Origin of the sequence: Tolypothrix sp. VBCCA 56010, assembly GCF_050875635.1 — a bacterium.
GTDB lineage: Bacteria > Cyanobacteriota > Cyanobacteriia > Cyanobacteriales > Nostocaceae > Hassallia.
In genome coordinates this window covers 1-17,323 of sequence record NZ_JBPAOH010000032.1, presented here as the reverse complement: position 1 = coordinate 17,323, position 17,323 = coordinate 1, and the positions used below count along the sequence as shown (strand labels likewise).

Below are 17,323 nucleotides of genomic sequence, written 5' to 3'. Positions count from 1 at the left end.
CGTCAGTTGCGCTCCAAACTTCACCCCTCCCAACGAGCGTCCATTAAAAACGGTTAATCAAATAATGCTTTAAGCATCCAATTCCTGATATTATGATAGCAATGCTATCTACTTGATATCGATAGCTGTTGCTAGCAATGGCGATATCAACATGTCCGAAACGGTCGATGATAATAAACCAAGTGCAATGGTACGCGTCCCGACTCCCCTAATTCCCGCAGTGAGGGAATTATCCCGTTTGCACCGACAAGGACGAACAAGCGAGATACTTCAAAGGCTTGATGAATTAATATTGGCGTTGGATAACAGCAGTGACAGCACATACAATGCCACAAGTCAAACGATAGGAGCAATTTACGAACGACTTGATAATTTGGAGTCGCAATTGTTGGGTGAGTCGAATAGCAATGAAACGGACTCAACCAAACGCCTCGCCTCACTAGAACAAAAAATCGAGGGGATGACAAGTCGGATGACACAATTTGCTTCGGCTATTATCCAAATACAAACAGGACTTAATAACCAACCGAGGCGGAATAAATCGTACAACAATTCTTATTATCAAGGGCAAACTGTTAAAATCCAACCATTAACAGAAGAAAATTTAGCGAAAAGATTAGGTGTGAATGTAGAAACTGTACGTAAAGAGAGAAGTAGCCAGCCACCGCCACTTTTTGTCGGGTGGTCTAAGCGTAAAGATACTTCTGGTATTGGGTGGGAATTTAACTCTCATACGGGACTATATCACCCAGTAACATAAAGATGTTGAAAAATCCCATAACAGATACCCAGAGAATTGGGCAGATATCGCGTTAGAGGTCAAACAATCCGCTGATTGTCCAGTGCTCTAAATGCAACTTACAATGCATCCGTCCAGGTGATAGTACAAAAGGACTTTCTCGTTCGGAAAGAATGGCTTTAACACTTACAGTCCATCACAAAAACTTTACGCCTGAAGACAACAGATTAGACAATCTTTGTGCTGTCTGCACTCCTTTGTCATTTATTATATCATTGTAGAAGAAAAGGGAATATCTCACGCCTAGCAATTATCATTGTGGAAAGATTAGGAATTAATTATTAGTTATAATTATAAAAAGTTTTTAGTTTGAAGCAAGAGCGCTTATCTGCATCGTCACCTGTTGCTTGTTGATTTTAGTCGTACCTAAAATATTTGGTGATTATTAGTGCATTAAAAATGTCGGGGATAATATCTCCGACATGGCTATTTTTCTGATTTTTCGCTTTTGTTGCAACTGACCAATTAAATATTAAGATTGTCCACCAAACAAGCGCAATTAATTCCGACCGCGATAACTGCATTAGTAATGGGGTAAACTCTTCTGGCAATAAAGCCAGTAATGGTTCAATAATTGCTTGAAGCTCGTTATCTAATGAACCAAAGCGAACTCGTAGTAAGTTTTCGACAACAAGACGTTCTCCTTCAAGTTTGGCTTGTTCCCGGTCTTGCTGATAAAGTGGTTCTAGTCGCATTTCGTAACTCCCTATCATCTTCTTATAATTGTTGTTTATTCATTAGTTATCCCTCAAAGTCGATCTTGTTCCCGTTGAAATGGTTGTAAATTTGTACTGCCTCAAACCAACTAGGTAGCGTCACCTCAACTTCTTCTAATTCATTCCCATTGCTATCCACCAAACCATGTACAATTTGTACTCTTGATAATGGTGTTTCACCATTTGCGGAAAACTTTTTAATTTTAATTGTACCAGCCTTACGTGCTTCAAATGTGCCTTCCACAGTACTTTCATTGGTAAAATAATGATTGATGCCAATAAAAAACTCTTTCGCTTTTCTGGTATCAGTCAGGTGCATGGAGAAAAATTTCATAGCTGACTCTTTACAAGATGGGATTTTTTTGAGATTTGTAAATTCATCAATAACTAGCTGTTGCTTTTGTTTCGGTCCTTCTTTAATTCTCGCTAACCAACGCTCACAAGCATCTGATAAAGCCTGTCCTATTTCTGATTCGGATTCTGCCTTGATTTGTGTATCTAATAATTGCCACACTTTCCAGTTTTCACCAGTAGCATGACGGTCGATAAGCTGGTAAATTGGAGCATCAAAGCAATATTTACGGATGATTGCTATACACCCCGCTGTGTTGGTTTTACCGCTGCCTTGGGAACCAATTAACCACAAAGGTTTGTTATTTTTGATAATTGTGTACAGCCAACCATCCTCCCATCTTTGTAGGGCTTCTAATAGTTGATTTACCCTTTCTTGCATATGAAATTCTGGGTTACTTAATGTTTCTGAATCATTATCAGATTTTTTCCTTAGTATCTTTTGGGTATCTGCTTCTGCTTTATGTTTATCTCTCAAGTTTTCGGCAATCTTTTTATCCATATCGGAATCGGCTAAATCAAACTGTTTTATCGTAGAAGCGTGTGTTTTATCCTGTATAAGAGAGGAACGTTTTAACTTATCTTGCATCGCTTCAACGGATATAAAACCGTGTTTTCCCTTCTGCTTATCCCAAACCCGGTTAGTTTGAAGCGTCTTAAATTCTCTCTCATTTTGACTCGAAACTGTGGTTAATTTAATACAACTTTTATACGCTTCTAATTCAGAATGTGCTGAGAGTTCGTCTATTTCTGCCTTTTTAGTCCAACTTAAGTAAGCGATTCCAGAAGCGAAGGGAGCAACTAAAAACCAAATTGCATTCTTATTACTAGCAGGGATATGACGAATGCTAAATGATGATTCTGGTAATGGTGTAGATGATTCAAATTGCTTTTGTGACCATACTTCTTTGAGCAATTTATGCTCGTATCTGCAATACTTTTTATCTAAGCTTTCTTGGCTTAGTTGGCTAAATTCTTCACCGTACCGAGGTGGTAAATTGGCAGTTTTCGGGCAGAATTTAATTGCTACTAAATCATACGGACGATTCGACTGGCTTAAATACATCGCACTTGATAAAGCAATTACTACCCCGATAACTGTTACCCCTGAGTAGACTTTCATCTTCTTTTTGAGTCAATAATCGTGTAAATACCAGCTAAAGCGAGTAAACCACCTACAACAATAAATCCATTTTGCTTGTCTTCAGGTAGCTTATTGAAAGCCGTAACTGTATCCTGCAATTGGTCGTAGGTTTGTTTTGATGAGTTAACAATGTTCAAAAAACTACCACATGCACTCCATATTACAAATGCAGTTACTAAGGTTGAGAATCCAAATTTGATAAGTTTACCCATATTGTCAGCTGACCATTGTCCGTCTTTACGATTAATATTTATCTCATCAAATACTTCTCTATTGGTTATTTGATTGATTAGGAGGATTGATGCTATTGCTAATGCTATTCCTTGTGTTCCACTGGTAATAATTAAAAATCGGGCTAAACTGTAGGAAGTAATTCCCCAAAAACTTGTCTCTAATCCCTTTAAAATACTTCGATTTTTGTTTAGCTTTCGGTTGAGATTATCCTTGTAAGCTTTGATAGCTTCAATTTCATCGGGGGTAAATGCAGTATCTTCTTGGATTGGATAATTTGATTCTTGGCTGGTATCCTCTCCTAACTCCAAATCGGACATAATAAAAATACCAGAATGTATTTTGATTTTTTACCTCCAGTTACAATTCGGTCTGGAGGTGTTTTAATTAACTGAAAATATCTCTAATATTGTTCCAAAGCTTAATTACTGGGTTTGTTGAGTAATGTTTCTGGGGAATCAGGCTTAAATCGCTGTCTGAGCCATTCTCTAGCAGGTGCTTTATCTTTTTATCTTCGTAATCTCTATCTGCTTTCATTTGTGCTAAAAATGGCTTATTGCTGATAGATTCAAGGCTAGCTTTGGCGTTAACTGTAGCCATTTGAGTATCTATCCAAGCCTGTAACTCGATGACATCTAGCGCATCATCGTGACGTTGATTCTCAGACTCTAGCTTGGCAAATAAACTAGTTTTATATTCCTCAATTAGGTTGTTGTACCGGGTGTTCTCCAGGGCTAATTCTCCCCCAGCTTTATCAATTGTGATCGCACCTTTACCACCACTTTTATAAATGTCAGCTAGGGCTGTGTTGTATTCGGTTGTGCCTTCGATATAGGCTTTAAGATTCTCCCGGATAAGCGGCATAGACGTAGCTAGTCTCTCCCCCAGCTTACCCATATCGCCAATCTGTTTGAGGGCTTTTTCGTCTCCGTTTACGGCTTTGATAATCAAAGCATTGTTGATGTCAAACTTTTGATTTGTAGCTTTGGTTATTTGTTTACCGTAGCCTGATACGTGGTCGCGAACTTTGGCTTTGTTTTTCATAATTAATCCTTACAATGTCCTTTACAGATGAAACCCTGTTCAATTAACCTTTGTCGTTGCTGGCTGGGGGTAAAGGGTTTAAAACTCACTACAAATTGAATCAGTAGGGGTATTAAACACAGCCCCAATATCAATAAATAAAGTTTATGTTCCCTTGATTTTGAGATGTGAGAGGATTGTAGCTTTTGTTCTTTTGAGGTTTGACTGGCTCACCGACAGTGCCGTTTTCACATTGCCTAAACCTTCTACAAACTTTTGATTGAGTTGCCTTTCTCGGTATGCAAAATGATTCTTTAAATCTTTATGGGTATCTTCGATGGATTGTTCTAAAGAATCATAGTGATGGTCGGCATAGGTTTTAATTGCTGAAGTTACTTCTCGAATAAATTCTGCATAATCTGTGAATTTATCTCCAACGGTTGATGCTAAGTCGGCTACTTCTACTTCGGATAGTTCAATCCCTAAAACTGATGCTTGGGTTGTGATTAAATCTTGCTTCTGTTCGGTACTAAATACTATGGATGATGTTTCTACTACTTCACCGCTCTCCTGACTCAGTATTTCATCAACAAAAGACTCATCAACAATATTGGACGAATCGCTAATTACGTGAAACTTCCCCCCGGAAGATTGCACCAAATGTGATGATTTTCCTGGTTGGATATTATTTGTATCAATTAATCTGGTGTTATCTAATTCGGTTTGTGAAGAATCTGACACTAGCTGAATTTGGTTTTTTGGATCATGTGCAGTGTTTATTTGTGTTTCAGCATTAGTCTCAATTGGTTGTTCCAGGTTAATAAAACCCATTTCATTTTTGGTATTCTGCATTTTGATTACTGACTGTACAATTTCCCGCTTGTGCTTACGGATATTCTTACCATTACGACATACTTTCAAAATGGCTTCTCGGATTTGTTGTGCTGTGGGTTTATAGTCCCCTGATTGTTTAACAGCTTTACGAATATTTTCTATATCGCTACGTGCAATCATTCTCCTAACCTCCTATTTGGATAATGGCAACTTTTGGGAGAGTTTCTTTTGAACGTACAGACAAGCAGCAGCAAATACTGGCACTAATTCTTCTGCTTTGTAGTCTCTGTTTTTATCAAAATACTTACCCTCCTTCTTGGGAACTGATTGAAACCATCTGATAATAGTTGTGCGGTGAGCTTTATTACTGCTAAGTTTTTGGAGTTCTCTGTAGACGACATCCCCTTTAACTAAGACTCGTTTGTTTGCTATCTGAAGTGCTGAGTAGTGGCAATAAATTAGTTGTTTCAAGGACAGCTTGGTGTATACCGTCCTCCTTTTTAAATCAGCAATTAGTTGGAGATTTTCACGGGTTATCTCCAATCCTGATTCGCGTAAAGCACGCTTTATCCTGTACCAACTTCTGTCACTTATTTCAGATTCATAGTGAATTTCAAAGTAAGTTTTAGCCTGGACATTTTTCATTTTTCTTGATAGTTAATGACGCTCAACTGCACTGCCGTTACTACGCACCATATGTATTGCACTGCAACGCAACTAACGGAAAATCAATATTTCTGGCTTTGGGAGAAATTTGGCAACCTTTCTTCGGTGCGTAGAGATGACAGTTTCAGTTCCTGTAATTGGGGTATTAACTGCGCTTGGGCTGCACCGAAAAAAATGCAACTGCTTTCTCCATAAGGATTTCGGAATTTACTGCCACGCTTGGGCTGCGGATGCACGGTCTCACTACGACCCACTTTGTGGGCATTAATAGCGCTTGCGGGTGTAAGAGTTTTGGGGTTCCCGCTTTCCCTCGGTTTTTGCTCATATGTTTTTAGGCAATACAAATCTGTCCCAAAATCGGCTGAAAAACAGTCAGTGTAAAGATTTAGGGTATTTTGGTATGTTGATGGTAGTATCGTATCACATGGTGCAAGTAGTGCAAGTGGTTATTTTGAACTTGGTTGTCCAGGTGGCACAATCAATGGGAGTTCAAATATTTGAAATGCCCACTGATAAAGCCAACGATGTTTTTATCCGAGTCTTTTTAAGCTCGGAAATGAGGACTCGCTTTAAAGTCGCTTGCGCTCAAGCCGAAGTAGCAATGAGTGAAAAGGCTAGAGAACTAATTGAAGAATGGACTATGAAGCAAGAAGTCCAAAATAAAAGCCCTTCGCCAAGTGACAGCAAGGAGGATAAATGAACATTGATGAAATTAATCCTTTGAGTTTGCCATCACTGCGGACGAACACAAAACCAAATTACCGCCCCCAATCCGCCGATACGAACATCGAAGCCGATATCTACCTGTTTGAACGATTGCGCCAACTCTCCCTCAAACAAAGGGTAGAAATGTTCGTCGCCTACGATCGCTCTGTAAAAAAACTTTGTCTTGCGGGTATCAAATGGCGGCAGAAAGATGCTCAAAGACAAGAAATTCGCCTGCGCTTTGCCCGTGCTGTCTTGGGGGACAAATTCCCCTGTGGCTTCCAACCCACTGGTACTGATGAAATTATGTGGATTCAAGATTCGATTTCTCTAGCTGGCGAACTCCACCAATTATTTGAATCGATAAATATCCCCTACTTTGTTAGTGGGGGTGTGGCGAGTTCCATTCACGGGGAGGCTCGCTCAACTCGTGATTTGGATTTGGTTATCTCTGTCAGGCTCTCCCAAATCGATTTGTTGGTGACAACTTTAGAGACAGGGGGATACTACTGTCCCGCCGGAGCAGTGGAGGATTTAAAGTTGGGGCGGGAACGAATGCTGAACATTACGCATACCGAAACGATCGCCAACGCTGATTTATATCTGATGGACAATTCGCCATTTGCTGTATCGCTTTTGTCCCGTCGTAGGTTGCTCGATGTAGAAGGGATGCCCCAATTTTGGGTAGCGTCTCCAGAGGACACTATTTTACAAAAACTGCGGTGGGGAAGGGGGAGTCAGTCAGAAAAACAGTGGCGCGATGTTTTGGGGATACTCAAGCTGCAAGCTGAGGGTTTGGACTACGACTATCTTACTGAGTGGGCGGAATACTTGGGTTTGGTTGATACTTTTAGTCAGGCGTTAACTGAGGCAGGCATTTTGTAGTGAACTTTCTTTCACACTTTACAAAAATGAATAATTAGACTTCTAATCAATTGGAGCTATCTTATGGCAGCAGACGATTTTAATCTTAAACTACCATTAATAGTAAATCTGAATCTTGTCAATCAATCAGGCAATGAGAACATTGACATCAATAAATTAATTATAGAAATTGATTCAACTTTATTTCCTAACAAAGAACAATTTATAAAAGCTTTACAGAACCATTTATTGCAGTCTTTAAAAGACAATTATGTAAATGACTCAATAAACTTAATAAAATCGCCAGATAAGTCTTTTGAAAACGCTGAACATGAATTGTATCTTCCAGAATCAAACGCTTGGTCGGAAGAAGATAACAATAGTAACCAGCAAGACGAAAAATTATCTGAAAACCCGGCTACTTCCCTGACCAACACTTCAGTAACAGTTAGACAAACAAAATTATTTAAATCCCAAAAATTTGAAGCTATTCCTACAGCAGCAATTATGTTTTCTAGTATTGACTCTCAAATCCAAAAAGAGTTGTGGAACCAAAATGAAAATGGGATAGCTTGCTTACAACATAAAGCCAAGGGCGATTCTCAAAATTATATTGAGCATTATATTACCAACCCTGGTGATATTACCATGCTTCCTTGGGATGAAGCCCTACAAATCATCGATAAATTTGGGTTTAGCAGTGCCAAACTGCACTTAATCTTTGCTGCCTATGCAATGAAACAGGAAAGACCTTGGGAAAGCTTATTTATTCTCAATGCCAGTGACTTAATAAAAGAGATGGGTTGGGATAAGCGAACTGATTTACCCAAACATGAAAAACTGCTGGAAATTGCCAACACTGCGTTTGCATTAGATTGTTTGTTAGTTAAAACAGTGTGGATAGAAGGTAGAAACAAAAAAGGCGGTATAAATGCTAGTACCCCTGTTGGTCGCATGTGGAATATCACAATTGTGCCCTATGGTCAGATAAATTTGCAGGGAAAAATAGAGGAGCCTGATGAAGTTCAGCTAATTATTCAACCCGGTGCTTGGACTAAACACTTTTTGAACCGAGCTGGAGCCAAATCGCGGGAAGCTTTATATCAGTTTGGCTACTTAGCCCAGCAAGTTTTGAAAATTGACCCCTACCATGATGAACTCGCGCTAAGGCTGGCTATATATCTTACATTGGATAGTCGGGTTCGCCTTAATGGGAACTACAAAGTACAGGAGTTACTAGAAATTGCATTCGCCAAACCGATTATAGACAAAGCCCGGTTAGACCGTCGCAGAGCTTATGACCTAAAGCAGCACTGGGATAGTGCTATAAAATTACTGCTCAAGCTGGGCTGGCAGATTGTGTTTGACCCGGAAACCTACCCCGAAGAGCTAAGACCAGACTCACTGGATAAGAAGCCCAAAGGCTACTTGGACAAGCTGCTAAGAGCCAAGCTAACTATTAAACCCCCAGCCCCTATCCCTGAACTTATAGCATCAAAGGCAAAACCCAAAGTAGAACGATTACAGTCGAAAGTCAAACCTAAGGTAGAACGATTACAGCCCAAAACCAAGGTTACACCGCCACAAAACACCGACTTGACTGGCAACCAAGTTAGAGAAGCACGTATTGCCAAAGGCTGCACACAAACTCAACTGGCTGATTTTCTTGGCGTGTCCCAAAAACTCATCTCCTTGATTGAACGGGGTGAGCGCACCATCAGTCAAGCTCACGCTAGCAAGATCCAAAAATTTATTGAGATTTAATTTTGAGTATTAATACTTAATAATACCTCGCTGCCAGCCGATTATTATCTGTAATCGGCTGTTCTTCTGTTATCTTTTTGTTCTAAAAAAAATAACTCAAAAAATAAGCTTCAAAGCCTTACGGCATATAAATTAGAGCTTTAGAACAACGACTCTAGAATCCCCGGACAAAAACTCTAGAATCCCCGGACAAAAACTCTAGAATCCCCGGACAATCCATTTTTAAAACCCATACTAAATAAGGGTTTTAGGCTTTTAGAACAGCCCGGATCATATAGATTAATTAGATCAAAATGCCAAACCCGTTTTTGCGGATCTGGCATTATTTTGCAATGCTATATACATTTCGCCAATTACTGGAATCGTTCCCCCCTTTACCAAGACCTCTCTTGGTTTCCACAGATGCACCCAGTCGGTGTGCCAATCTTGGGGGTGATGGTTGATGAAAGACAATCCTCATTCTCAATACCCCAACAACCTTACAGTCGCCGAGTACCACGAACTCGCCGTCCTTAGCGCCATCCACCCCGCGCTAATCGAGGCTAATTTTATCCACATCGAAGGCGTATTAGTTTACTCGTACTTATTCATTTCCGAGCAAATAAAGCGCAAAAACACCGGTCGAGTCACCGATAGCTTCTTAAAACAGTACCAACACGCCGAATCGGGTGGATTGTGGATTAGCGGACTCGACCCTCAAAACAACTGGCAACCGATGGAGTGGGGGCGCTTTAAGCCCACCAACCCTCGGATTAACGCCGATAAAGGCAAAATAGTCAAATACGAGTCACCACCCAAAACACCCAACCGCGTCACTTACTTTGATGTTCCCGACTGCATTTGGGATTTAGTCCGAAAGCGGTATAATATCAAGTACTATAATTCTCCCCTCTCGTCGCGCCTTACTGATAGGCTAAATCTGCTCTTATTTTGGGAATGGGTTATTCGTCATCCAGAAATTCCCATAATCCTCTGCGAAGGGGAAAAGAAAGCAGCCTGTTTGTTAAGTCTTGGGTTTGTAGCGATCGCACTCCCCGGTATTTGGAACGGACGTGTTGGTAAAAAAGACTTCTCAGAACGCCTGCACCCCGACTTGCTGCCATTAGCACAAAAAGGGCGCAAATTTATAATTCTTTTCGACCACGAAACCAACCCCAAAACCCGTTGGTCGGTCTTTCAAGCCACCCTACGTACAGGTAAGGCAATAGAAGCGGCTCTATGCGTCTGTGAAGTGGCTCAACTCCCAGGACCAGAGAAAGGGGTTGATGACTTCGTAGTAGCCCGTGGTGACGATGCTAGCGCCCTACTGACTGCGATCGTTGATGATGCCAAAACCCTCACAGATTATCAGCGATCATTCTACCTCAGCCAGAGAGGACTAAGCAACAAATACAAACCACACATTCGGGTAAATGTCAAGTATTTATCTCAAGAAGTTGAATTACCAGAATCAGGACTGGTAGTATTAGACAGTGATATGGGAACCGGTAAAACCGAGTTGCTCTCAAAATGGCGTGACTCTCATCCCCAATCGCGGTTTCTCAACAACGGGCATCGGGTTAATTTGCTGAAAAACCTGGCTAATCGTCTCAAAACCGAAATGTACTCGGATTTGGGTTACACGGGTTTAGCCAAGGCTACTGCCCTCAGCATCACCATCGACAGCTTGCACAAGCTTTGCACCGATTCCCTCACCTACGGCTGCGTGTTTATTGACGAAGCTTGCCAGTACCTAACTCACCTGCTGCACAGTAAAACCTGTAAAGAACATCGAGCATCGATTTTAGAAGTTCTGGAATATATCGTGTATAATGCGCCCTTGGTTGTAATTGCCGACGCGCATATGGACGACGTGACGGTGGACTTCTTCCGGGCAATGCGTCCACCATCAGAAAAACCGTTTATTATCAAAAACGAGTGGAAAAATGGCTCACGCCTAATTTACTGGTACGAAGGAGATAATTCCTCCGCCCTTGTAGCCCAAATTTCAGCAGCGCTGATGAGGGGTGAGAAAATTATGGTGCCTTCCGACTCCAAGCGGTTTATTAAGAAACTTGAAAAGTCGCTCTCTATGCGCGTTGTTGTAGAGGCTAGCAATGCAGACAGTATTTCGCAACCACCGCCATTTAATGACAATAATTCTGACTACTCCTCACAATTACCCCAAAAGATAGATGACAAAAATACTTCAGGTGGTGACCCCTCACAATTACCCCAAAAGATAGATGACAAAAATACTTCGGGTGGTGACCCCTCACAATTACCCCAAAAGATAGATGACAAAAATACTTCAGGTAGTGAACCCTTACAATTACCCCAAAAGATAGATGACAAAAAAAGGTCAGATGTAAAACAGCCTCTACGAGTTTGGGCGATCCACTCAGAAAACTCCGGCAGTGAAGAAAACGTTGCCTTCATCAAGGACATAACTAACTCTGTAAAGAGCCTAGATGCCCTTCTAGCGTCCCCTAGCCTGGGAACTGGGGTAGACATACCCGAATATCATTTCGACGCTGTTTTTGGCGTTTTTCACGGGGTTTCTCAAACGGCTACCGAATGCGCCCAACAACTTTGGCGTTATCGTCCCAACGTCCCGATTCACGTTTGGGTTGCTCCGCGTCCGCCCTTTGGTTATAAAGATACCAATGCCAGTAAAATTAAGGAGCGGTTGCTGCAAACAAACGAGATGACCGCTTTCCTGATCCGGATTGACCGTGAAACAGGACGAAGAGGTGCTGAAAAAGACTGGGCGCTAGATGCGTACTGTCAAATAATGGCAACGCGCCACCAATCTATCAACAACCTGCGGGCTGATTTACGCGACTTGTTGACAGAGATGGGTAACGTAATTATCCCAGTGGGTGCGGAGGACAATTATATTGCCCAACAGCAACTAAAAAATGCTGGCATTGCCCTAGACGCTGCTTATTATGCTGCGGTTGCTGATTCCAAGGAGATTTCGGCTACTGAGTATCGCCAACGTACTAGTAAAGATTATCTATCACCCGAAGAAATTTTCGAGTGCGAAAAATTCCGCATCAAAGATGCTTACGGGATGGAGGTGACAGAAACGCTGGTGCAAAAAGATAACAGTGGGAAATTAATTAAAGCGATCGCCGACTTGGAGGCAATTTTATCTGAGCCAGATGGTACAATTGTTGACCCAAATACTGGTTCGGAATACCCAGCACCACCAACAATTGTGGCAGACAAAGACCGTCAGGAGCGGTTGCACTTGGCGTTGTGTATGGACTGGGGGAATTACTCGGCTTCTTGGTTAGCGAGGTTTAATTTGGGACTGCATGGTATTCTCAAACGTCTAGTAGCGGGTGTTGAGGTGACAGCGAATGACCCTGATTTGGTGAGGATGACGGAAATAGCCAAATTTTGTGCGTCTCATGTTAAGGCAATTTTAGGGTTTACGGTTCCCCCTAACTGCAAACCAATGTGGCTGTTAGGGGTGCTAGTTGAGCAACTGGGGCTAAAGCAGGTTTCCCATAAGGTTGGTCATCGGGGGAAACAAGTTAAATATTACAGACTTAAACAGGAGGAATTGGAATTTGCTCGCGGGGTAATGAACCACCGTGCGAACAAACGTGCGCTAAAAGAAGAACGAATGCGTCAAGCCGCAGAAGATCAGGCACGGTATCAGGCTGCAATGCAGACTAGATATGGTGTTGCACCTCCCAATACTCCCGTATCCACCCCCCCCCCTAATTCTATAGGGGAACCCCTAGGGTCAGGGGTGGATACCAAAGTTGAAAACATCGATTTTGTCGATTTTGACCCCGAAGATGGCGATCCTACACCAATTCAGGTTTGTGTCCAACAACTGCGCTCTGGGATTAAGCATGGGGTTGATGCCATTAAAGATATCCTCCAACGTTGGAGTGAGGATCGTCGGTGGTGTGCTGTGCTACTGCTGGAAAAAATTGCAGCTGTGGAACTACGTGTATTAGAACAAATGATGCCACAGTTTTATACGTGGTTGAGTTTGTAACCATCTAATTGCTCTCCAATTTACCGCAACGCAAACGTCGAGTTACCGAGGCTGCACAGTTTCTGCTGTCAATATTTTTTATGTACGCCCCGTGCTTATTGCCTTACAGAATAAAAAAGTTGAGGAGTGTGCGTGAAATAAGGGCACACTTCATGAGGAATTTATACAGAAAGCTTGATTGGATTTTGATTTATTTGAACCCAAAAATCAAAGTAGTATTCTGCTTTTTGGTAAGCTAATCCGGGAGCAGTACGTCCAACATTTTTTCTCGTTTCTCTTTTCACGGGGATTCATAAAGGCAGCCCCTCAAGCTCGTCTCTTAGCACTTATGATCCCATACTTTTAAGCATGGGATTGAAGCAAGGAGCGTTTTGGTAGGAGTGCTACGCCATGATGCCACAAATCTTTTTATGAAGCATGTTCCTTATACCCACAACGTGCAGTTTTTATTGATACATATGTATTTCTGCCCTCTGCCCCTGCTTGCGCTGCCTTTCTTTGTAAGTTATATGTCGAACAACTTATTATCTTTTTTTGACATAAATTCGGCTTCTTCTTCAGCAGTAAATTGCCGACAAATTTGTATCCACTTATTTGATTCTGAACGGTAGATATAAGAATCTTCAGCAGTTGCTGCATATAAACATTGCAACCACACGTCTTGGTATTTCGGATTTTTCTCAGATTCTGTCAGAATAATATTTAAAATTTCCGGCAACGTTAAATTACTGCGAATAATCCTATCTGACTCGTTCAGTTCTTCAACTTCTAAACTAGAAAGAGTAGGACAAACAGTTGCTTGCGAATTACAATAGTAAATATTACCGCCCGGTACTTTCACCATCATCCATACTGGTTCGTATGGATAAGGAGATGTACAAGTAAAATCCTCATATTGTTCAATCATCCATCCAGAAGTTTCCTCCGATCCAAACATATATTCGCCATCGGTTAAGCAAGTTAAGCGAACTTTTTCTCTATCGGATGAATCCAAAAAACCAAGTTCTATCGCTCGGTCTAAAGCTTTTTCAATACTCCAAGGTTCAAAACTACCCGCCCCTTCCCAGTGCTGGTCACTATCTGGTTCATTCCACCCTTTCTTCCAATATCCAAATTCCCAAACAGTCATCATTGGGTCAAATTTAAATTCTGTACTTGTGGGCAAGCGGATAATTGCTATCGTCATGAATGCTCCAACTTTCTCACAAGCCACTGATATCGACTATTTTATCACCAATGTTTCTGCGTCTATTGTTACACCAGAATGGATAGTTGACACTTATGCACAAAGAAATTGGGTGGAAGTTTTTTATCGGGAAGCCTCATGTTGGTTAGGATTAAAAGAATATCAAGTTCGAGATAAAATAAGCCTATTACGCCATCTTATTTTAGTTTTCTGTGCCTATACTTTTATTCTTTGGCATCAGTTAACTGGTGGGTTACGACGAAGGTGGGCAAATAAACCTTTGAACACTTTTACAGAAGCTTTAGAGGCTTTTAGAATAGCCATGTCTTTCCGCTTTTTTGATTGGTTGATTCTCAACCGTGACCTGTTTGCCGCTTATAAAGCTAGTTTGGGCTATATTTGGGCTTAATTTTTGTTTAAGTCCCAATAATTGGGTTTAATATCAAGTTCGTCCGGTGACTCAACAAAATATAATGTCGTATCAGTACCAAACAATCAACCAAACAATAAATATAACCACAACCAAACATACAGTTATAAATCCAGTCTGTTTTTCCCAATATCGTTATAGGTATTTAATTTGTGACCAGTAGAGAGAGTATCGCGCCCCCAGTACGCCCACTGTATAGTGCTGCACATAAAAAAGTAACAGACCCCTGTCAACCCCAGCATTGCATTTTTCTTGGCACGAAAAACACAAACATCGAGGAAATCCTCTGACTGACAAATACTAAGAGCCTTCTGTCTTACTTTATGCTTGCAGTGACTAATAAGTAGGTCGGCGTGAAAAAACCAAACTATGTAAAGATAAATAAATACGGAAAATGCATATATAAAGGTGAGTGAGATATGGGCGTTCGTCTAAGGGTCTTTCTGACTAGTGAGCAAGATAAAACCCTGTTAAACCTGAGAACTGGGGATGTACCGCAGAAAGTCAAAGATCGCGCAGAAGTAATCAGATTAAATGCACATGGCTGGTATGTGGAAAAAATAGCTGCTCACTTTAAATGGACTCCACAAACAGTGAGAGAAGTTCTACATAAATGGCAAAAGCTTGGTCTGGAAGGACTTTGGGAATTACCAGGTCGAGGGGGCAAAACAAAGTGGAAAGAAGAGGACATCGTTTTTTTGGAAGAATGCCTCAAAAAAGAACCACGTACATACAACGGTCTTCAATTAGCTCAGAAATTAGAAAGCGATCGCCAAATTAAACTGAGTCCCGATAGATTAAGGCGGGTACTTAAAAAAAGGGGGTAAGAGTGGAAACGAGCTAGAAAAAGCCACCAAGGAAAACAAGACCCAAAAGTCAGGCAAATCAAGCAAGCAGACCTAGATATGTTGGAACTGTCTGCTGCAACTGGAGAAGTAGACTTGAAATATTTGGATGAATCAGGTTTTTGCATGTGGAGCGAGCCAAGTTACACTTATTACCAACGAGGGGAGCAAAAATGCTTAGAACAAACAAAGCGTCGTGGGCGTAGATTAAGCATCCGCAGCGTTTCTTCAACCTCTGATTAGCTTTGTTTACGGTCTGGTTATTGGGGGTGTCAATCGTAAATCTTACATCCAGATGATGGAGCAAGAAGCTTCTGATGCCGAAAAGACTGGACGCGCTAGGGTAATCGTCCAAGATAACAGTCCCATACATCGATGCCAGGAAGTTCAACAGTTGTGGACAAAGTGGGAAAACCAGGGTTTGTACATCTTCTTTTTGCCTAAATATTGTTCTGAAATGAACCCTATTGAATTGGAATGGCAACACCTTAAAAAAGATGAGCTAGCAGGACAAATGTTTGATAACGAGCTAGAACTTGCCGGGAGCTGTAATTGATGGTGTTAAAGCTAGGGGAGAAAAAGGAAACTATAGTACACAACGTATTAAATTTAACTCAAACTCTTTTGATTAACCTTTCGTTACATACCTATAAATTTTCCTGCCGACCTACTTAATATATAATACTTATTACGGAATTGCACTTGGCTAGGAGCTTACATTACACACTCGCTTTCTTCAAATAAGGGAAAAACCAAACCAATCCAATAATAAAATAACTTCGATTATGAAAGCTAACATAGATGCAACTCGATTATTGAAATCTATACTATATCGTTATAGGTCAACATATATTAGTAAAATCATTCTCCTGCTTTCATCAACTATTCCTACTGTTTTCCGAGTCCATAATTTGTCTAAGCGTATCGACATCACTAGGAATTAAATTACTATCAATATTGCCATTATTAACCCGCAAGATAACCCCATACCTAGATTCATCACTAACAGTAACTTCCAGCAAATCTGAGGATTGATAAATCCGGTACGAATTGGTGAAATTATACGTTTTCACATACAAGCGAGAATTATCTCCTGGTGATATCCCACCATATTTACCCACAAGTTCCATCACGATGCGTATAACTTCCTGCTCTGAATCAAGAAGTTTTATCAGGTTTGATGAGGCAAACATTTCTGGTTGTTGATGACGCAAGTTGCAAAATAACGCCCATGCTAAATCATCCTTAGTAATATCGTTTTTATCAGGCGTAGAAACATCAACCATGTGCGATCGCTTAATAGCCTTCAAATCCACATCCCACAAACAAATACCAGCAATCTTACAGTTAACAAACACCGCACCCTTTAAAAAAGCTTGCCTTAAGTTACAATCACTTAAATCTGCCCCTGTGAGGTCAGCATTACTCAGATTAGCTTTAATTAAACTAGCTCGACTCAGATTTGTATCCGTAAAAGAAGCACCACTAAGATTAGCTTCATCGAGGATTGCTTCAAGCAGGTGCGAATCTTTAACAATAGCACCACTGAGGTTACAAGTTCGCATATTGGCTTTTGTGAGATTAACACGTTGGAGAGTTGCGCCACTTAAATCCGTATCAACTAAGCTAGCTTCAAAAAAATTAATTGTATAGCCCCTAATATCAGTAAACCAAAAAGTTTTCTCCTCAAGGCGATCGCTAACCAGCCATTGCGTAGTTTTAGGTGCTAGGTGATACTAAATATCTTAAAAGTACTTATGCTTCT

At 40.9% G+C, this 17,323-nt stretch carries 14 protein-coding genes and 2 pseudogenes; 7 read left to right on the top strand and 9 right to left on the bottom strand.

Annotated elements, in window-relative coordinates; genetic code table 11:
• The first annotated feature begins 151 nt into the window (after positions 1–151).
• Positions 152–760, top strand: coding sequence for a hypothetical protein (locus AABK37_RS13575; RefSeq protein ID WP_432552088.1), 609 nt, complete (start codon positions 152–154; stop codon positions 758–760).
• 395 nt (positions 761–1,155) lie between these two features.
• On the opposite strand, the gene AABK37_RS13570 is transcribed toward AABK37_RS13575, so the two are convergent.
• From AABK37_RS13570 to AABK37_RS13545, 6 genes are all read right to left on the bottom strand, one after another.
• Entirely contained in the window at positions 1,156–1,494 is a 339-nt protein-coding gene (locus AABK37_RS13570; protein WP_432552087.1) for a hypothetical protein, read from the bottom strand.
• A 46-nt stretch (positions 1,495–1,540) separates the two neighbouring features.
• Positions 1,541–2,932 (bottom strand): hypothetical protein, encoded by a 1,392-nt coding sequence (locus AABK37_RS13565; protein WP_432552086.1) that lies wholly within the window; start codon positions 2,930–2,932, stop codon positions 1,541–1,543.
• A gap of 53 nt (positions 2,933–2,985) precedes the next feature.
• Complete coding sequence (locus tag AABK37_RS13560) at positions 2,986–3,561, bottom strand: hypothetical protein (protein WP_432552085.1); 576 nt, start codon at positions 3,559–3,561, stop codon at positions 2,986–2,988.
• Positions 3,562–3,628: 67 nt separating this feature from the next.
• A complete protein-coding gene (locus tag AABK37_RS13555) occupies positions 3,629–4,285 on the bottom strand; it encodes a hypothetical protein (RefSeq protein WP_432552084.1) in 657 nt (218 codons plus the stop codon).
• Between the two features lie 144 nt (positions 4,286–4,429).
• Positions 4,430–5,278, bottom strand: coding sequence for a hypothetical protein (locus AABK37_RS13550; RefSeq protein WP_432552083.1), 849 nt, complete (start codon positions 5,276–5,278; stop codon positions 4,430–4,432).
• Between the two features lie 12 nt (positions 5,279–5,290).
• Entirely contained in the window at positions 5,291–5,743 is a 453-nt protein-coding gene (locus AABK37_RS13545) for a hypothetical protein (protein WP_432552082.1), read from the bottom strand.
• A 346-nt stretch (positions 5,744–6,089) separates the two neighbouring features.
• On the opposite strand from AABK37_RS13545, the gene AABK37_RS13540 reads away from it, so the two are divergent.
• The 3 genes from AABK37_RS13540 to AABK37_RS13530 all read left to right on the top strand — a co-directional run bounded on the left by AABK37_RS13540 (position 6,090) and on the right by AABK37_RS13530 (position 9,097).
• Positions 6,090–6,464, top strand: a complete 375-nt coding sequence (locus AABK37_RS13540) for a hypothetical protein (protein WP_432552081.1) — start codon at positions 6,090–6,092, stop codon at positions 6,462–6,464.
• Positions 6,461–7,354, top strand: a complete 894-nt coding sequence (locus AABK37_RS13535) for a hypothetical protein (RefSeq protein WP_432552080.1) — start codon at positions 6,461–6,463, stop codon at positions 7,352–7,354. The genes AABK37_RS13540 and AABK37_RS13535 overlap by 4 nt, the downstream gene beginning before the upstream one ends.
• A gap of 63 nt (positions 7,355–7,417) precedes the next feature.
• Positions 7,418–9,097, top strand: coding sequence for a helix-turn-helix domain-containing protein (locus AABK37_RS13530; RefSeq protein ID WP_432552079.1), 1,680 nt, complete (start codon positions 7,418–7,420; stop codon positions 9,095–9,097).
• A gap of 288 nt (positions 9,098–9,385) precedes the next feature.
• Here AABK37_RS13530 and AABK37_RS13525 read toward each other — a convergent pair whose 3' ends face one another.
• The gene (locus tag AABK37_RS13525; RefSeq protein ID WP_432552078.1) at positions 9,386–9,550 is read right to left on the bottom strand and encodes a hypothetical protein; all 165 of its coding nucleotides are present in this window, start codon (positions 9,548–9,550) and stop codon (positions 9,386–9,388) included.
• On the opposite strand from AABK37_RS13525, the gene AABK37_RS13520 reads away from it, so the two are divergent.
• Positions 9,540–13,097, top strand: coding sequence for a DUF3854 domain-containing protein (locus AABK37_RS13520; RefSeq protein ID WP_432552077.1), 3,558 nt, complete (start codon positions 9,540–9,542; stop codon positions 13,095–13,097). The two genes, AABK37_RS13525 and AABK37_RS13520, sit on opposite strands and share 11 nt — an antisense overlap.
• Positions 13,098–13,602: 505 nt before the next feature.
• On the opposite strand, the gene AABK37_RS13515 is transcribed toward AABK37_RS13520, so the two are convergent.
• The gene (locus AABK37_RS13515) at positions 13,603–14,283 is read right to left on the bottom strand and encodes a hypothetical protein (RefSeq protein WP_432552076.1); all 681 of its coding nucleotides are present in this window, start codon (positions 14,281–14,283) and stop codon (positions 13,603–13,605) included.
• On the opposite strand from AABK37_RS13515, the pseudogene AABK37_RS13510 reads away from it, so the two are divergent.
• Both AABK37_RS13510 and AABK37_RS13505 read left to right on the top strand, forming a co-directional pair.
• Positions 14,246–14,692, top strand: a pseudogene (locus AABK37_RS13510) (IS701 family transposase); the annotation flags it as partial. The gene AABK37_RS13515 and the pseudogene AABK37_RS13510 sit on opposite strands and share 38 nt — an antisense overlap.
• Positions 14,693–15,132: 440 nt before the next feature.
• Positions 15,133–16,114 (top strand): annotated as a pseudogene (locus AABK37_RS13505) (IS630 family transposase).
• A 322-nt stretch (positions 16,115–16,436) separates the two neighbouring features.
• On the opposite strand, the gene AABK37_RS13500 reads toward AABK37_RS13505, so the two are convergent.
• Positions 16,437–17,204: a pentapeptide repeat-containing protein gene (locus AABK37_RS13500; RefSeq protein ID WP_432552121.1), complete on the bottom strand. Its 768-nt coding sequence runs from the start codon at positions 17,202–17,204 to the stop codon at positions 16,437–16,439.
• Positions 17,205–17,323: the final 119 nt, after the last annotated feature.